Source organism: Streptomyces sp. MNU89 (assembly GCF_020982505.1).
GTDB classification, from domain to species: domain Bacteria; phylum Actinomycetota; class Actinomycetes; order Streptomycetales; family Streptomycetaceae; genus Streptomyces; species Streptomyces xinghaiensis.
In genome coordinates this window covers 4,433,162-4,450,610 of record NZ_JAJKLL010000001.1, presented here as the reverse complement: position 1 = coordinate 4,450,610, position 17,449 = coordinate 4,433,162, and the positions used below count along the sequence as shown (strand labels likewise).

The 17,449-nt window shown below is 73.2% G+C and carries 10 protein-coding genes; 2 read left to right on the top strand and 8 right to left on the bottom strand.

Annotated features, from left to right (window positions below; genetic code table 11):
• Window positions 1–222 precede the first annotated feature (222 nt).
• From E4N63_RS19175 to rsmI, 7 genes are all read right to left on the bottom strand, one after another.
• Window positions 223–1,692: a PQQ-binding-like beta-propeller repeat protein gene (locus E4N63_RS19175; protein ID WP_230241286.1), complete on the bottom strand. Its 1,470-nt coding sequence runs from the start codon at window positions 1,690–1,692 to the stop codon at window positions 223–225.
• A gap of 913 nt (window positions 1,693–2,605) precedes the next feature.
• Window positions 2,606–4,429 carry an ABC-F family ATP-binding cassette domain-containing protein gene (locus E4N63_RS19170; RefSeq protein WP_125623993.1) on the bottom strand — a complete coding sequence of 608 codons (1,824 nt, stop codon included), beginning with the start codon at window positions 4,427–4,429 and terminating at the stop codon, window positions 2,606–2,608.
• Window positions 4,430–4,567: 138 nt separating this feature from the next.
• On the bottom strand, window positions 4,568–5,668 hold the full coding sequence (locus tag E4N63_RS19165) for a 4-(cytidine 5'-diphospho)-2-C-methyl-D-erythritol kinase (protein ID WP_308188715.1): 1,101 nt from the start codon (window positions 5,666–5,668) through the stop codon (window positions 4,568–4,570).
• Window positions 5,669–5,712: 44 nt separating this feature from the next.
• Window positions 5,713–6,681, bottom strand: a complete 969-nt coding sequence (gene rsmA / locus E4N63_RS19160; protein WP_228429506.1) for a 16S rRNA (adenine(1518)-N(6)/adenine(1519)-N(6))-dimethyltransferase RsmA — start codon at window positions 6,679–6,681, stop codon at window positions 5,713–5,715.
• Window positions 6,682–6,847: 166 nt separating this feature from the next.
• Window positions 6,848–7,837 (bottom strand): ubiquitin-like domain-containing protein, encoded by a 990-nt coding sequence (locus E4N63_RS19155; protein WP_308188714.1) that lies wholly within the window; start codon window positions 7,835–7,837, stop codon window positions 6,848–6,850.
• A 1,214-nt stretch (window positions 7,838–9,051) separates the two neighbouring features.
• Window positions 9,052–10,062 carry a TatD family hydrolase gene (locus tag E4N63_RS19150; RefSeq protein WP_125626546.1) on the bottom strand — a complete coding sequence of 337 codons (1,011 nt, stop codon included), beginning with the start codon at window positions 10,060–10,062 and terminating at the stop codon, window positions 9,052–9,054.
• Window positions 10,063–10,150: 88 nt separating this feature from the next.
• Window positions 10,151–11,041 carry a 16S rRNA (cytidine(1402)-2'-O)-methyltransferase gene (gene rsmI / locus E4N63_RS19145; protein ID WP_230241284.1) on the bottom strand — a complete coding sequence of 297 codons (891 nt, stop codon included), beginning with the start codon at window positions 11,039–11,041 and terminating at the stop codon, window positions 10,151–10,153.
• A 114-nt stretch (window positions 11,042–11,155) separates the two neighbouring features.
• Here rsmI and E4N63_RS19140 point away from each other — a divergent pair, with 114 nt between their 5' ends.
• Window positions 11,156–13,045: a dolichyl-phosphate-mannose--protein mannosyltransferase gene (locus E4N63_RS19140; protein ID WP_230241283.1), complete on the top strand. Its 1,890-nt coding sequence runs from the start codon at window positions 11,156–11,158 to the stop codon at window positions 13,043–13,045.
• Between the two features lie 100 nt (window positions 13,046–13,145).
• Complete coding sequence (locus tag E4N63_RS19135) at window positions 13,146–14,777, top strand: penicillin-binding transpeptidase domain-containing protein (protein WP_125626549.1); 1,632 nt, start codon at window positions 13,146–13,148, stop codon at window positions 14,775–14,777.
• A 753-nt stretch (window positions 14,778–15,530) separates the two neighbouring features.
• Here the strand turns inward: E4N63_RS19135 and E4N63_RS19130 are convergent.
• Window positions 15,531–16,946, bottom strand: a complete 1,416-nt coding sequence (locus E4N63_RS19130; RefSeq protein WP_230241282.1) for an HNH endonuclease signature motif containing protein — start codon at window positions 16,944–16,946, stop codon at window positions 15,531–15,533.
• Window positions 16,947–17,449: the final 503 nt, after the last annotated feature.

The following is a 17,449-nucleotide window of genomic DNA, read 5'->3' as shown; positions in this document are numbered from 1 at the left end:
CCGGAATACCAGTCAATTCGGGACTGGATTGCGTCAGGCTCGGTCAGAGGAAGATCGTTCGGCGACGGCGCCGCGGACGGGCCGCAGCAGGCCCGGGGACGGCCCGCACAGTGGAGGCGCCGGGGCCGCGCGGGGCCGCACGAGAAGCCGAAGGGCCCGGCGGGCACGCGTCGTACGTGCCGGCCGGGCCCTTCCGCCCGCCGCTGAGGCGGAACGGCGGGATCACTCGCTGCCGAAGACCACCAGCAGGTATTCCTTCCGGTCCAGGGAGGAGCTCCGCTCCGACATGAGCGTCTGGCCCATGTAGAGCCGCCCGCCCTCGTAGAGCAGCCGGACGTTCAGCGACGGCCGGTAGCTGGACTCCGTCTCGATGGAGTCCTTCGGGTTCTTCAGATAGACCGTGCTCTTGAGCGTCTTCGGGTCGATGGCCATCACCTGGCCGCCCTGGTCGTAGGTCGGCTCCATGTAGGCCAGGAGCGTGCCGTCCTCCATCTGGAGCGGCGTCATGACACGGCGTCCGCCGGCCTCCGCCTTGCCCCTCGCCTTGCCGGTGTCCAGGTCGAAGGCGACGATCTCGTTGGTCCGCCCGTAGTCCTCCTCCTGGCTCTCGTGCTCCTCCGTGCCCATGTAGAGGGAGTCCTCGTCGACGGCGACCATCTTGCAGTCCTCGACCTCGACGGCGCTGCAGCGGACGGTGTACTTGCCGTTCTCCGTGGAGATGCGGCTGCGCATCTTGCCCTTGTCGTCGATCGCGATGACGTCGGACGTGCCGACGGCGCCGCCGGCGTCGATGCCGATGACCAGGGGGTCGGTGGAGATGACGTGGACGTAGTCGACGCCTTCCGGCACGTCGTACGAGAACTGCGGCTTGCCGGAGGACGGGTCGAGCTTCTGCACCTCGATCTTCGGGGCGTCATAGCTGCCGCACTTGCGCACCGCGACCAGCCCGGTGCCGCCGCCGTAGCCGGCGTCCTCGCAGTCGGAGGTCTGGTCGGGGCGCCACAGCTCCTTGCCGCTGTCGAGCTTCCACGCCGCACCGCCGTAGAGGCCGCCTGCCGCGACCACGTCCGGACCGACCGTCACCTCGGAGAAGCGCACGTTCTCGTCACCGAGCGAAACCTGCTTCTCCCACAGCTTCTTGCCGGTGTTGACGTCGAACGCGGCGACCCGGCTGCACGGCTGGACGCGGCCGTCGCTGCCGACCTTGCCGTCCTGGAAGAGAACCGCCGCCTTGCCGTCCTCGCTGGTGTGCTTGGAACCCCAGCAGATCTGGCCGGCCAGCTCCAGGGTCCACTTCTCCTTGCCGTCGGCCTTGTTGTAGCCGACCACGGAGTTGAGCGAGCCCTTGGCGAAGGCCTTGTCGGTCACCCAGAGGCCGTCGACCTTGGTGACATCCGTGAGCTTGGGCTTGTCGACGGAGAACAGCAGTTCGGCGTCGGTCTTCGCGGGCTTCTCGCCACCGCTGCCGTCACCGCCGCTGCCGTCGTCCCCGCCGGTGCCGCCCGAGGAGTTCCCGGCCGTGTCCTTCTTGCCGTCGCCGTCGCCGCCGGTGGTCGCGAAGAAGACACCGCCGCCGATGATCAGCAGCACGGCGACGGCCGCGGCGATGATGATCATCATGCGCTGCTTGCTGCCCTGGCCCCCGCCCTGCGGCATGCCCCCGGCGGGCATCGGGCCCGTGGGCGGGTACATGGCGTACTGCTGCTGGCCGTAGGGCGGCTGGCCGTAGGGCGGCTGGCCGGGCTGACCGTAGGGCGGCTGGCCGGGCTGACCGTACGGCGGCTGACCGGGCTGACCGTACGGCGGCTGACCGTACGACGGCTGGCCCGGGTAGCCGTAGCCGGGCTGGGCCGGGGGCTGCTGCGGGTAGCCGTAACCCGGCTGCGCTCCCGGGGGCTGCTGGGGATAGCCGTACCCCGGCTGCTGACCCGGGGCGGCGGGACCGGTGCGCCGAAGCCCCCGGCGGGCGGCGGGCCGGCCGGGGCCGGCGGTGCCTGCGGGGGCTGCGGAGGCTCCCCGGCAGGCTGGGACGGCTCCGTTCCCGGCGCCTCCCGCTTCGACAGATCCGGCTTGGCCGGATCGGGCTGCGCGGAATCGGGCTGCGCGGAATCGGACTTGGCGGGATCCTGTTGGGACGAATCCGCGGGATCCGGCTCGGCGGGGCCGGAACCGGACGGAGGTCCCGGAGGCGGGCCGAAGCCGCCGCCCTGGCCCTGGGCCTGCCCGTCGGCATCGGAGTGGGAGTCGCCCCCTGGCGGACCGGAGGGGGGCTGATTGGGCGGTTGCGGCGGCTGCGACATCAGTTTTCCTCTTCACGCGGGCACATGGCCCGATATCGGTCTCCCCCGCGTCACCGGTGGGCGTGAAGCTCTCCGGAACGGAGCGAATCGGACACGAGGCCCGCCTGCCAAGGGCAGGGCGAGCAAGGCTCTTTGTATCACCAGGTTCGAACGGCGCAGCGGCCGCTTTCCCCGCTATCGAACAGCTGAGACCGGCCCGTGACGCGCTTGTTGCCGGGCCGCCACCGCACTCCGGATCCGCCACCGCCGCACTTTCCGGCCGCCCCCCGGACCGGCCCGGCACCTCTGCCCCCGGCGGGGCCGGATCAGACCCCGTCGGCGAGTTCCAGCCAGCGGGTCTCCAACTCCTCGCGTTCCGCGACGAGTTCGCGGAGCTCCGCGTCGAGCTTCGCCACCTTCTCGAAGTCCGTGGCGTTCTCCGCGATCTGGGCGTGCAGCCCGGACTCCTGCTCACCGATGCGGTCGAGCCGGCGTTCGATGCGCTGGAGATCCTTCTTCGCGGCACGGGCGTCCTTGGCGCCGGCTCCGCCCGGCGTCCTCTGCCGTGCCGCCGAGGGCGCGGCGGCGGCCGGGGCGGACGCCTTGTCCTGCGCGAGGACCCGCTGCCGGCGTTCCAGGTACTCGTCGATGCCGCGCGGCAGCATCCGCAGCGTGGCGTCACCGAGCAGGGCCATGACGCGGTCCGTGGTGCGCTCCAGGAAGTACCGGTCGTGGCTGATGACCACCAGGGAACCGGGCCAGCCGTCGAGCAGGTCCTCCAGCTGGGTCAGCGTCTCGATGTCGAGGTCGTTGGTCGGCTCGTCGAGGAACAGGACGTTGGGCTCGTCCATGAGCAGCCGCAGGATCTGCAGCCGGCGGCGCTCACCACCGGAGAGGTCGGCGACCGGTGTCCACTGCTTCTCCTTGGTGAAGCCGAACTTCTCGCAGAGCTGCGAGGCGGTCATCTCCCGGCCCTTGCCGAGGTCGACCCGCTGCCGGATCCGCTCCACGGCCTCCAGCACCCGCCAGCCGCGGTCGAGTTCGGCGACCTCCTGGGAGAGATGGGCGAGCTTGACCGTCCTGCCGACCTTGATCTTCCCGGCCGCGGGCTGCAGCTCGCCGCCGCTGTACGCGGCCTCGGCCAGCGCCCGCAGCAGCGACGTCTTGCCCGCGCCGTTCACCCCGACCAGGCCGACGCGGTCGCCCGGGCCGAGCTGCCAGGTGAGGTGTTTCAGCAGCTCCTTCTCACCGGCCCGTACGGTCACGTCCTCCAGTTCGAACACCGTCTTGCCGAGGCGTGAGTTGGCGAACTTCATCAGCTCCGCGGTGTCCCGCGGCGGCGGCACGTCCGCGATCAGCTCGTTGGCCGCCTCGATCCGGAACCGCGGCTTGCTCGTGCGGGCCGGGGCGCCGCGGCGCAGCCACGCCAGCTCCTTGCGCATCAAGTTCTGCCGCTTGGTCTCCTCGGTGGCGGCGATCCTCTCCCGCTCGGCCCGGGCGAAGACGTAGTCGGAGTAGCCGCCCTCGTACTCGTGGACGGCGCCGCGCTGGACGTCCCACATTCGGGTGGCGACCTGGTCGAGGAACCAGCGGTCGTGGGTGACGACGACCAGGGCGGAGCGGCGGGCCCGGAGGTGGCCGGCGAGCCAGGAGATCCCCTCGACGTCGAGGTGGTTCGTCGGCTCGTCGAGGACGATCAGGTCCTGTTCGGCGATGAGGAGCTTGGCGAGGGCGATGCGGCGGCGCTCGCCACCGGAGAGCGGGCCGATGACCGTGTCCGGGCCCTGCGGGAAGCCCGGCATGTCCAGACCGCCGAAGAGGCCGGTGATGATGTCGCGGATCCGCGCGTTGCCCGCCCACTCGTGGTCGGCGAGGTCGCCGATGACCTCCTGGCGGACGGTGGCCGCCGGGTCGAGCGAGTCGTGCTGCGTCAGCACGCCGAGGCGGAGACCGCCCGCGTGGGTGACCCGGCCGTCGTCGGGGGTCTCCAGCTTGGCGAGGATGCGGACGAGGGTGGTCTTGCCGTCACCGTTGCGGCCGACCACGCCGATCCGGTCTCCCTCGTTGACGCCGAGGGAGACGCCGTCGAGCAGCGCACGGGTGCCGTACACCTTTCCGACGGCTTCCAGATTGACGAGGTTCGTGGCCATTCCGCTCCTGATTCCACGCCGCGCTGGGCGGCGTCCGTGTGGGTGCTTTCCAGGGTAGTCGCCGCGGGCGGACCGGCCGGACGGGCTGTGGACAACTCCGCGGGCGCGGAGCGCGGCGGGTCACGGGCGGCGGGCTCCCTACGCGGGCGGGTGCGCGGATGCCGTGCCCGGGGGCGCGGGTGCGGCCGTGGGTGCCGGGGTGCGGGCCGGTGTGAGCAAGGTCGCCCCGGCGGCCGGGGACGCGGCGACGCGGGCGGTGCGGCAGGTGCCGGAGTCGCGCAGGGCACGGGCCAGGAGCTCCGCCTCGCCTGCCGACCCGGCGAGGAACGCGGTGGTCGGGCCCGAGCCGGAGACGAGGCCGGCCAGGGCGCCGGCCCGGGCCCCCGCCGCGAGCGTGTCCGCGAGGGAGGGGCGCAGCGAGAGTGCCGCCGCCTGGAGGTCGTTGCCGGCCCCGCCGGCCATGAGGGCGTCCGCCAGGGCGGCGGCGTCCCCGGCGGCCAGGGCGCCGAGAAGCGGACGGGACGGTTCCGGATCGGGGATGTCCGTCACGGTGGCGCCGGTGCCGGAGACCTCGCGCAGCCGGTCGCACTCCCGGTAGACGGCCGGGGTGGAGAGGCCGCCGTCCGCGACGGCGAAGACCCAGTGGAAGGTGCCGCCCACGTCCAGCGGGGTCAGCAGTTCGCCCCGGCCCCGGCCCAGCGCCGCCCCGCCCAGCAGGCTGAACGGTACGTCGCTGCCCAACTCCGCGCAGACGTCCAGGAGTTCCTCGCGGCTCGTCCCGGTGTCCCACAGGGCGTCGCAGGCGAGCAGGGCCCCGGCGGCGTCGGCGCTGCCCCCCGCCATGCCGCCGGCGACGGGGATGTCCTTGGCGATGTGGAGCCGCACCCGGGGCTCGATCCCGTGGCGGGCGGCGAGGAGTTCCGCCGCCCGGACCGCGAGGTTGGTGCGGTCGAGCGGCACCTGGCCGGCGTCCGGGCCGGTGACGGTGACGGTGATGCCCGGCGCGCCGGCCGGGACGGCCGTGATCTCGTCGTGCAGGCCGACGGCGAGGAAGACGTTGGCGAGGTCGTGGAAGCCGTCCGGCCGGAGCCCGCCGACGGCCAGCTGCACATTCACCTTCGCCGGTACGCGGACGGTGACGGACCCGTCCTCCGCCGCACGGGCCGGTCGGGCGGCCGGGCCGCCGGGACTGTGCGGGCTGCTCGGGCCGTGCTGCCCGCGCGCGCTGATTCCGGTCACTGGGGGCGCTCCGTATCGTTCGTCCGGTCCGCTGCCGTCGCTGCTCACCGCTGCTGACGGCGCCTGGTCTCGTGCCCGCCGGTCCGCCCGCCGCCCGTACGGACAGCGGTTCCGGTACCGGCGCCGGTCCCGGGCTCGCGCCCGGGCTTGTGCTCCGCGATCGCCGCGAACTCCTCCACCGTCAGCGACTCGCCACGCGCCTGCGGCGACACCCCCGCCGCCACCAGCGCCTCCTCAGCCGCGGCGGCGGAACCGGCCCAGCCCGCGAGCGCCGCGCGGAGCGTCTTGCGCCGCTGGGCGAAGGCGGCGTCCACGACCGCGAACACGTCTTCCCGTGCGGCCGCCGTCCGCAGCGGCTCGGCACGGCGGACCAGCGAGACCAGCCCGGAGTCGACGTTGGGCGCCGGCCAGAACACGTTGCGCCCGATGGATCCGGCACGCTTCACCGTCGCGTACCAGGCCGCCTTCACCGACGGCACGCCGTACACCTTGGAGCCCGGCGGCGCGGCGAGCCGGTCGGCGACCTCTGCCTGCACCATGACGAGCGTCCGTTCGATGCTGGGAAAGCGTTCCAGCATGTGCAGCAGAACGGGCACCGCGACGTTGTACGGAAGGTTGGCCACCAGGGCCGTCGGCGGCGGGCCGGGCAGTTCGGTGACGCGCATCGCGTCCGAGTGCACCAGCGCGAAGCGGTCGGCGCGCTCCGGCAGACGTGCGCCGACGGTGGCCGGGAGCGCGGCCGCCAGGACGTCGTCGATCTCGACCGCCACCACGCGGCCGGCGGCCTCCAGCAGCGCCAGGGTCAGCGATCCCAGCCCCGGGCCGATCTCCACGACCGTGTCCTCGGGCCGCACTTCGGCGGTCCGGACGATACGGCGCACCGTGTTGGCGTCGATGACGAAGTTCTGGCCGCGCTGCTTGGTGGGGCGCACGCCCAGGGCGGCGGCCAGTTCGCGGACGTCGGCGGGGCCCAGGAGGGGGCCGGGCCCGTCGGTGTCGGTGCTCGTGCTCACCCGTGAAGCTTACGGCCGCGGCGGGGACCGGCAGCCGCCCGCCCGTCCGGGTGCGGGTGAACCCGGCCCGGGCGTTCCGGACCAGCGGTCCGTTCGGACAGCCCGGCCGGACCCGCGGTCCGGTTCGGACCCACAGCCCGGCCGGACCCGTGGTCCGTACCGGTCCTCACTCGTTCGGCCCGAGCCCGCAGTCCGGCCAGGGGAGCGCGCCTCGCTGGACGTACAGCTTCCTGGCCGTGAACGTCCGATCGCCCGGCGGTTCATACCGGGGCCGCCCGGCGGACACGCAATGGGCCATGGCGGCCCGGTGCGGCCCGTCGGCGCCGGGGACGCGGGCGGAGCGGGTGCCCACGCGCACGATGCGCGGCACCGGCTCCCGCACGGTCTCCGACCGCAGCACCCTCGGCCGCTGCCGGACGCCGTCCACGGTGCGCACGGCGTAGGTGATCCGCCGGACGCCGCTCACGCCCGCCCGCGCGACCACCTCCGCGCCCCGGAGAAGGGCCGGATCGGCCCGCCGGACCGCGGGGTACGGAATCGGTTCCTCCCGGACCCGTCGCTCCCCGCGGACCCGCAGCACCCTGAGGACTTCGCGGTCGCGGGGAAAGGTGTCCGGCGGCGGGAACGTGGTGTCCGGACCGCGCAGCACGACCCCGGCCTCCGCCACGGCGTCCCTGACCGTGCCCGCGTTGGTGCGCAGAGTGCGCTCCCGGCCGTCGGCGGTCACCGTGACGGTCCGCTCGGTCCGCACCTCCAGGACGAGCCCGGAGCGCGGAATGCCGGCCCAGCGCGGCACGGAGAGATACGCGCCCTCCGCGGGCACCCGGAGTTCGCGCAGCGCGCCCCTGACCGTGGCGGCGGTGGTCCAGCGGGCGCGCCGCTCGGTGTCGACGGTGAGATCCAGGGGCTTGCCACGGCGCACGGCGATCCGGTCGCCGTGCGCCAGGGGGCGCCCGGGCACCGGGTCCACGGCATCGTGCGGGCCCAGGCGCACGCCTTCGTCGTCGAGGAGTTCCCGGGTGTCGCCGGCGAAGGTGTGCAGGGTGCGCTGCCGGCCGTCGACGCTCAGCCGGACGGCCTTGTCGTGAGCGAGGAACGCCCACGTGCCGCCCGCCAGCGCGACCACGACGAGAGCTTGCGGGAGCAGCCTGCGCAACCGCTCCGGGCCCGTCGGCCGGTGCCTGCGCCGCGCTGCCCGCCGCGTCCCGCCCCGGCCATGCCCCCGGCGGCGGGCCGGGACGGGCGGGGCCACGGGAGACGGCGCGTCGGACACCGGACTGGCCGGGGGAATCGCCGCGTGGCGGACCGGCGACGGGACCGGGGCGGAAGCCGGTACTGGTGCCGGTACCGGTGCCGGTCCTGGTCCCCATGCCGGTGCCGGTCCCGCTGCCGGAGCCGGGACCGGCGCCGGAGGCCGGACCGGTGGAAGGGCCGACCAACTGGCTCCGCCTCCATACGGGTTGCCGTTCTCCGGAGCGGTCTGCAGCACCGACGGCAGGTCGCGTGGTTCGGTGCGGGCACTGGACGGGTCGTACGGCGGGTGGGTGTACGGGCCGTGCGCCTCGGGAAGCGTGTCGCCCTCCCGGCGCGGGACGCGCGGCGGAACGCCGTAACCGCCCGGCGGCGGCGCGGGGTGGGCACTGCGCCCGTACGGGGCACGGTGGGCGCCGTACGGCGTCCGCGGCGGACTCTGCGGTCCCGGTGGAGGCGGTGGGGACAGCGGCGAGGTCCGGAAGGCCGGAGGGGCGGCGGGGAGGGGCGGCGGCGGGGAGGGCGGGGAGCTGGGCGGAGGCACCGCCGAAGCCATCCGCGTCGGCACCCCGGCGGTGACGCCGAGGATGCCGGAGGTGCCGAAGGTGCCACAGGCCGCAGAGGTGAGAGAGGTCGCGGAGGTGCCGGAGGCCGCGGAGGTGCCGGGGACGCCTCCCGGAATGCCGGAGGTGCCACAGGTGACGCCGGAGGCCCCGCCGGTGCGGCGCCCGGCGAGGACGGCGCCGGGTCTCCGGAGAACCAGTCGCCCGGCCACGGCCCGCCGGGCGCGCTCGCGCCCCCGTGCCCCGCCGTGGTTCCCGGCTCCGCCCAGGCCCCGGGTTCGGGTGCGGGTGCGGATCCCGCCCCCGCACCGTCTCCTCCGTCAGCCGGTCCACGGCCCCCGCGGCGTTCGCCCCGGTGACTCCCCTGATGTGTGCTCACAACGCTCCACTGTCCGGCGGTCGGAGGCGGACTGTAGCGGAGCGGTGCTCACTCTCCAAAGTCGTATGACTACGCACCGTTCCCGGACGGGTGGTCGCGTCGTGTGGTGGCCGGATGGCCACCACGCCTTCGGCCGGCTGCCCTTCGGAGCCTCCGGTCCGGCCCCGCGTCCGGCTCTCAGTAGCCGAAGGCGCGCGCCGTGTTGGCCGCGACCGCCTCCGCGAGGGCGTCCTCCGGGACGCCCTTGACCTCGGCCATGGCCCGCAGCGTCAGCGGAATGAGGTACGGGGCGTTCGGCCGTCCGCGGTACGGCGCCGGGGTGAGGAAGGGCGCGTCCGTCTCCACGAGCAGCAGATCGAGCGGCGCGACCGCGAGCGCGTCGCGCAGCGGCTGCGCGTTCTTGAATGTGACGTTGCCCGCGAAGGACATGAGGTAGCCCTGGTCGGCACAGATCTTGGCCATCTCCGCGTCACCGGAGAAGCAGTGGAAGACGACCGTGCCGGGCGCGCCCTCCTCGTCGAGCACCCGCAGCACGTCCGCGTGTGCCTCGCGGTCGTGGATGACGAGCGCCTTGCCGTGCCGCTTGGCCATGTCGATGTGCCGGCGGAACGACCGCTCCTGCGCGGCCATCCCCTCCGGTCCCGTACGGAAGTGGTCCAGGCCGGTCTCGCCGACGCCCCGCACCTGCGGCAGGCCCGCGAGGGCGTCGATCTCGTCGAGGGCGGCGTCCAGCGCCGCCTCACCACCGGGCTCGCGGGCACCCTGCCGGGACCAGCCGTCGGGATCGCCGAGGACGATGCGCGGCGCCTCGTTGGGATGCAGCGCCACGGTCGCCCAGACGCCTTCGTGCGCGGCCGCCGTCTCCGCCGCCCAGCGGGAACCGGCGATGTCGCAGCCGACCTGCACCACGGTGGTGACGCCCACCGCGGCCGCCTTGGCGAGCGCGTCCCCGACCGTGCCGGACTGCATGTCCAGATGCGTGTGCGAGTCGGCGACGGGCACGCGCAGCGGCTCCGGCAGCGGCGGCGGCGCGTTCTTGTCGGCCTTCGCCGAGCCCTTCCCGGCACTCCCGGTCGGCCCCGCGCTCCCGGTGGCGGCGGAGCCGCGGCCCCGCCCGGTCGTGCCGTCCCGCTCAGCGCTGCCGCTGCCGCTGTCCCCGGGTCCGCCGGATGATGTCACTGCCGCCATGGCAGCGAGTTTACGGGCCGGACCACCGCGGCTCGCGACGTCCGGAAAGCGGACCGGGCCGCCGCTCAGCCGCCCTGCGCGGCGCCCTTCACCGTGCCCCTCCCGCGTTCGTCGCCGCGTTCTTCACCGCATCCCTCGCAGCGTTCTTCGCCGCCACCACCGCGTCGAACACCTCGCGCTTGGGCAGACCCGCCTCGGCCGCGACCGCCGCGATGGCCTCCTTGCGACGCTCGCCGGCCTCCTCCCGCACCTCCACCCGGCGCACCAGTTCCGCCGGGTCCAGCTCGGCCGGGCCCTTCTCCGGAGCGCCCTCCACGACCACGGTGATCTCGCCCCGTACGCCCTCGGCCGCCCAGGCCGCCAGTTCGGCCAGCGGCCCGCGCCGCACCTCCTCGTAGGTCTTGGTCAGCTCCCGGCAGACGGCGGCGCGCCGCTCCGCGCCGAAGACCTCGGCCATCGCGGCCAGGGTGTCGTCCAGCCGGTGCGGTGCCTCGAAGTAGACGAGGGTGCGCCGCTCGTCCGCCACCTCCCGCAGCCTGCCCAGCCGCTCCCCGGCCTTGCGCGGCAGGAAGCCCTCGAAGCAGAAGCGGTCGACGGGCAGCCCCGACAGCGCCAGCGCCGTGAGCACGGCGGACGGCCCCGGCACCGCCGTCACCCCGATCCCCCGCTCCACCGCGGCCGCGACGAGCCGGTAGCCGGGGTCCGACACCGACGGCATCCCGGCATCGGTCACGAGCAGCACCCGCGCGCCCCCGGCCAGCGCCTCCACCAACTCGGGCGTCCGGGCCGCCTCGTTGCCCTCGAAGTACGACACGACCCGCCCGCGGGTCTGCACCCCCAGCGCCTGGGTGAGCCGCCGCAGCCGCCGGGTGTCCTCCGCAGCCACCACGTCGGCCGCGGCCAGTTCCTCCGCCAGCCGCGGCGGCGCGTCCGCGATGGCGCCGATGGGCGTCCCTGCCAGTACGAGCGTTCCAGTCACCCGGTCATCCTCGCAGCTGCGGAACCTCCCCCGCCGCCGCCCGGGGCCGCGGCCCGGCCCGTCCGCCGGGGCAGCCGTCACCCGGCCGGCGGCCGCGTTCCCTACGATGGCGCGGTGACCAGTGACACCGCCACCGGCTCCCGGTACGAGCACGAGCTCGGCGAGCAGCCCTCCGGGGCGTCGGTTCCGGGTGCCGGCCCGACCTCCTGGCAGCTCCGGCTGCGCCGCTACGGATACGCGGAGCAGCCCCGTACCCCGCTCCGCGACCGGCTGGTCCCGCCGTACCGCACCGCGGGCACCCGGGTGTGGACTCTCCTCGGTGTGGACCCGTACACCGCCGAGAAGCTGGTGCGGTGGGCGGCCTGGGCCGGTCCGCTGCTGGTCGCGCTGCTCGCGGGCGCCCTGCGCTTCTGGCACCTCGGCAGCCCGGACGCGGTGATATTCGACGAGACGTACTACGCCAAGGACGCCTGGTCGCTGCTCCAGCTCGGCTACGAGGGCAGCTGGCCGGACAAGGCCAACGAGAAGATCCTGCGCGATCCCCAGAGCATCCCCCTCAACCCCGAGCACAGTTACGTCGTGCACCCGCCCGTCGGGAAGTGGACGATCGCCCTCGGCGAGGGCCTGTTCGGACTGCACCCGCTGGGCTGGCGGTTCATGCCGGCGGTGCTCGGCACCCTCTCCGTGCTGATGGTGTGCCGCATCGGGCGGCGGCTGTTCCGCTCCACCGCGCTCGGCTGCCTCGCGGGCGCGCTGCTCGCCGTGGACGGTCTGCACTTCGTCATGAGCCGGACGGCGCTGCTCGACCTGGTGGTGATGTTCTGGGTGCTGGCCGCATTCGGCGCGCTGCTCATCGACCGGGACAAGGCCCGCGCCAAACTGGCGGACGCCCTCACGACCGCCGCGGACCGGGGGGACGCGCCCGCTCCAACGGCGAAGACCGCGGGGGAGCCGGACGGGACGGCGAAGGGGACGAAGGGAACGGCGGAAGAGACGGACCTCGTCCGGCCGGACGCTCTCATCGGTGACCGGCTGGGGCTCGGCCTGCGGCCGTGGCGGCTCGCCGCCGGGCTCTTCCTCGGCCTGGCCTGCGCGACGAAGTGGAACGGCCTCTACATCCTGGCGGCCTTCGGCCTGCTGACCGTCCTCTGGGACGCCGCCGCGCGCCGCACGGCCGGCGCCCACCGTCCGTACCGGTCGATGCTGCGCCGCGACGCGGTACCGGCGTTCCTGTCGATCGTGCCGGTCGCCGTGGTGACGTACACCGTCTCCTGGGCCGGCTGGTTCCTCACCCGCGGCGGCTACTTCCGCGGCTGGGCCGAGGGCCGCCGGGGTCTCTCGCCCGACTCCGTCTCCCTGTTCGGCCTGCGCGTCCCGCTGCCGCAGGTCGACATGACCTGGGTGCCGGAACCGCTGCGCAGCCTGTGGCACTACCAGTCCGAGGTCTACAACTTCCACGTCGGGCTGACCGATCCGCACCCCTACCAGTCGAACCCCTGGTCCTGGCTCGTCCTCGGCCGCCCCGTCTCGTACTTCTACGAGTCGCCGCAGCCCGGCGAGGACGGCTGCCCCGTCGGCACCGCCGACAAGTGCGCCCGGGAAGTCCTGGCCCTGGGGACGCCGATGCTGTGGTGGGCGGCGTGCTTCGCGGTGCTGTACCTGGTCTACCGCTGGGGATTCCGGCGCGACTGGCGCGCGGGCGCGATCCTCTGCGGCATCGCGGGCGGCTGGCTGCCCTGGTTCCTCTACCAGGAACGCACGATCTTCTTCTTCTACGCGGTGGTCTTCGTTCCGTTCCTCTGCCTCGCCGTGGCCATGGCGATCGGCGCGCTGCTCGGGCCGCCGGGCTCCTCGGAACAGCGGCGGGTGCTGGGAACCGTTGGCGCGGGAGTGCTCGTCCTACTGATCGTCTGGAACTTCATCTACTTCTTTCCGCTCCACACGGGACAGCCGATTCCGGTCTCCGACTGGCAGGACCGCATGTGGCTGGACACCTGGGTGTGATGTCGGAGGGATGCCGTAGAGTGCGCCGCGTTGCGTTCCACACGGGGTGTCGTGCCTTTTCCGAAGTACGAAGTGCGAAGTGTCTGTGGGGGTTTCTCCGATGCGCAGTGGCGCGAAGGCCGCCGTCATCGGCGGTGTGTTCACCGCGATGGTGGGGGCCGCAGGTTACGGCGTGTACGGCCTGACGTCCGGCGACGGCGGGAACGGCTCCACGACGACCACGGCCGCCCGGCCAGAGGTGAAGACCGGACCGCCCAGCGCGGACGAGATACGTGAGACCTCCGAGGGGTTCCTCACCGCCTGGGCCGCCGGACAGCCGGAGAAGGCCGCGGAGTTCACGGACGACAGCACGGCCGCCACCGCCGCCCTCACCGGCTACCGCGAGGAAGCGGCCGTCGAGAAGGTCACCCTCCAGCCCGGCGCGGCCGCCGGTGCGAAGGTCCCCTTCGGGGTCACCGCGGAGGTCGTGTACGAGAAGGAGCGGGCGACCGTCTCCTACGACTCCGCGCTGACCGTCGTCCGGGACAAGACCTCCGGCAAGGCCCTGGTCCGCTGGGAGCCGTCCGTCGTGCATCCGGAACTCGGAAAGGGTGACAGCCTCGTCACCGGCGAATCCGAGGCCCCGCCGATCAAGGCCCTGGACCGCGACGGCGAGGAACTGACCAAGGAAGACCACCCTCAGCTCGCCGAGGTACTGGCCAGCCTGCGCGAACGGTACGGCGACAAGGCCGGCGGCAAGCCCGCCGTGGAGCTGGCCGTGCAGCGCGAGGAGGGCGACGAACAGCCGGACAAGACGCTGAAGGTGCTCGCCGAGGGAGAACCGGGCGAGCTGCGGACGACCATCGACGCCGGCCTCCAGGCCGCCGCCGAGAAGGCCGTGGCCGATCGCTCCAAGGCCGCCGCCGTGGCGATCAAGCCCAGCACCGGCGAGATCCTGGCGATCGCCAACGCCCCGGCGGACGGCTTCAACGTCGCGCTGCGGGGTTCACTGGCACCCGGTTCCACGATGAAGGTCGTGACCTCCGCCATGCTGCTGGAGAAGGGCCTGGCGTCCCCGTCGAAGGCGCACCCGTGCCCGAAGTACTTCTCGTACGGCGGCTGGAAGTTCCAGAACCTCGACAAGTTCGAGATCAAGGGCGGCACTTTCGCGCAGAGTTTCGCCGCCTCCTGCAACACGGCCTTCATCTCGCAGGCCGGAGAGCTGTCCGGCGCCGACCTCGGCAAGACGGCCCGGGACCTCTTCGGCATCGGCCTCGACTGGCAGACGGGGGTGGTGACCTTCGACGGTGCCGTGCCCACCCAGAAGGACGCGCCGATGGCCGCCTCGCTCATCGGGCAGGGCGGAGTCCGGATGAACCCGCTGACCATGGCGTCCGTCTCGGCGACAGTGAAGTCGGGGGTCTTCCGCCAGCCGGTGCTCGTGCCGGTGTCGGTGGACAACCGCACGATCGCCAAGGCACCGCGCACCATGTCGGCCGGCACGGCGGACGCACTGCGGGGCCTGATGCGGCTGACGGCGACCTCCGGTACGGCGGCCGAGGCCATGGCGGGGCTCGGCGGGGACATCGGTGGGAAGACCGGTTCGGCGGAGGTCGACGGGCAGAAGAAGCCCAATGGCTGGTTCACGGCATACCGCAACGACGTCGCCGCGGCGGCGGTCGTCCCGGCGGCGGGCCACGGCGGCAAGACCGCGGGACCGATCGTCGCCGACATCCTGCGCGCGGGCGGCTGACCACGAGCGGTCCGCGGTCGCGCTGATCACCAGCTGTCCGCGGTCGTACTGACCATCGGTCTCCGGACGCGCAGACCAGCGGTCTTCGGGCCGCGGAGCGGCCGTCTTCGGGCGCGCGGACCACTATTCTTCGGGCGCGCGGAAGCTGAGCGGACCAGGTCCACGGCGGCGTCCGGCCTGGTCATGACGCTGTGGGCGCAGAGCGTTGAACCGGCAGGCGAAGACGGACAGCCGGATACATGCGGACTTCTTGGCGTACTGACACCTTTCGAGATGTACCGGCCGGCCCAGTGGCGGGTTGGGGTTACGGCGCCGGGTGGGCGGCGCGATGGTGGTCACGGATGCGCTGCGGGCCGACGGGTGATTCTCGAGTCGGGGTTACGGCATCCGTGCTGGGGGTGGGCCGGTGGTCGGTCGTCTATCCGGTGCCGTGCGCGCCCGGGGTCGTTGGGAAGAGCGATGGCGTGGCTGGTGCCGGTGGGTGGTTGCGGGAGCACACGCGCGCCTGGGTTGTTCGGCTTTCCCGTTCGTCGTGGCGGGCTGTCGGTGGTGGCGGTCGTGGCGGGTGGTGGTGTGGCGGGCTCGGTTCTCTCCCCTTGCCGGTAGCCGGTAGCCGGTCGGTGAGGGCTGGGAGCAACTCGTACCCGTGGACGCCAAGGTGCCTGCCGTCGCCGGTGCGCATGGACGCCGAGGTGTGCGCGTGGCCCCTGTCAGGTGTTGCCCACCCAGTGGTGGCCCGGGGCGGGTTCGGGTTTAGGGCAGGGGTGTGGGCCCCTCCGCACGGTGGCGAAGGGGCTGATGCCGGTGGCTGCGGCCCGCTGCGGGGCTGGGGCTAGGGGTGTGGGGTGGGTTGGTGTAGGTGTGGCCCGTCGGCGCGGTCCAAGTGACTTCGCCGGTGTCCGGGTTGCGTTCGGCCTGCCAGCGGGTGCGGTGTTTCAACAGGTGGTGGCGTCGGCACAGCGGCATCAGATTGTCCGGCTCCGTCCTGCCGCCCGCCGTGGGATTCTCGTGGTCGAAGGGCTGGATGTGGTCCAGGTCGCAGCGGTGAGCGGGCATCTGGCAGGAGGGGAAGGTGCAGGTCATATCACGGGCGATGACGTGGCGTTCCGTTTCGGCGGTGGGGTGGTAGGTGGTCGGGTCGGTCTTGACCAGCAGCCCGGTGACGGGATGGGTGATCAGACGCCGCCAGATCGTGCCCGGAGCGAAAGCCACCTCCCGCGCCGCGGTGGCGCTGACCGGGCCGTAGCCCTTGAGCTGTCCGGGCTCCTCATCCACCCCGATCAACGTGTCCATCGACACCGTCACCTGCACGACCGCCGCCGACCGGCCACCCGGGGTCGGGTCTCCGGTGGGGCGGTTGACGACCAGGTCGTACAGGGCGTCCACCCGCTTCTGGTTCAGGGTGCGCCCGTCGTCGGTGAACGTGGCAGCATGCGCGTCGACGGCCGCGTCCAGTTGGGCGGCCTGCGGGGTGGGGAGGAACGCGGTCCAGGTGGCCATACCGTCCTCGGCGGCCCGGTGCCAGATCGTCCGGTCCTCCCGCCGCCGGCGATGCCGCCGCTCCGCACCCAGCGGGTCGGCCTTCAGGACGGCGCGGTTCAGCGCGCGCCGGGTCTGGCCGACGGACTGGGCGGGCATCTTGGGCGCGACCATCGCCTCCACCACACCTGCGGCCTCGGGGTCGAGGGTGCCGGTGACCTCCGCCACCGCCTTCGCCTGCAGATAGCAGATCTCCCCCCGCTCCAACAGCCCCACCGTCGTGGGGAAGCGCCCCTCCAAGGCGGTGGCGACCGCCAGACGGTCCGCGGCCGTGTTCCCCGACAGCTTCAACGCACAGGCCACATCCTCACAGGCGAAGTTCCAGTCATAGTCCACCCACCCGACCTCATTCGGCGTCGCATCCAGCGCATCGGCCTCGATATCGGCCAGCAGACCAACCTGCTGGGCCTGGATCCACGCCACATGCCGCTCCCAGGCCTTCAAAGCATCGATCCGCCCAGTGGTGGAGAGCTGCCCGCGCTCCAGCAGAGCGAGCATCGCCGCCGTCTGCGGGCCAGGGATGGCAATGGCCAGGTGCGCGGCCCACTCATCCGCCGTCACCGGCTGTTCCGGCGGGCCGGTGGCTTCGGTCGTGGCCGTGTCGTCGTGGTCGAGCAGCGTGGCCTGCATGATGTCCCCCCGTCCGGATCACACGCGTGAACTGCCTCCCTCACGAAGCGAGTTCGTACCTCTATTTTCCGTCACGGACGGTGATGAATCCAGGCCCAGAGCGCGGAACCACCCGAACGAGTGATCGAAAGCGGACCCGGGAACTCCACCCATGGCCCACACCAAACACCAACAACGCCACCCACCCACCACCACGACCACGGCCACGACCACGACCACGGCCACGGCCACGGCCACGGCCACCCAGCAGCCCGCCACGACGCAGAGAGCCGGAGAACCCGAGCGCACAGCGCTTCCGCGCCCCCGGCCGGGCACCAGGTCATCGCCGATGCCCCACCCCAACCGGTCCTCACCGCCAGAACGCCACCGAGAACCCCACCAGCCCAAACCCCGACCCCAGCGGCAGCCGACACCCCCGCAGCAACCACGCCACCCGCCACGACCGCCACCACCGACAGCCCGCCACGACGGCGGGTGAGCCGAAGAACTCAGGCGCGCGTGTG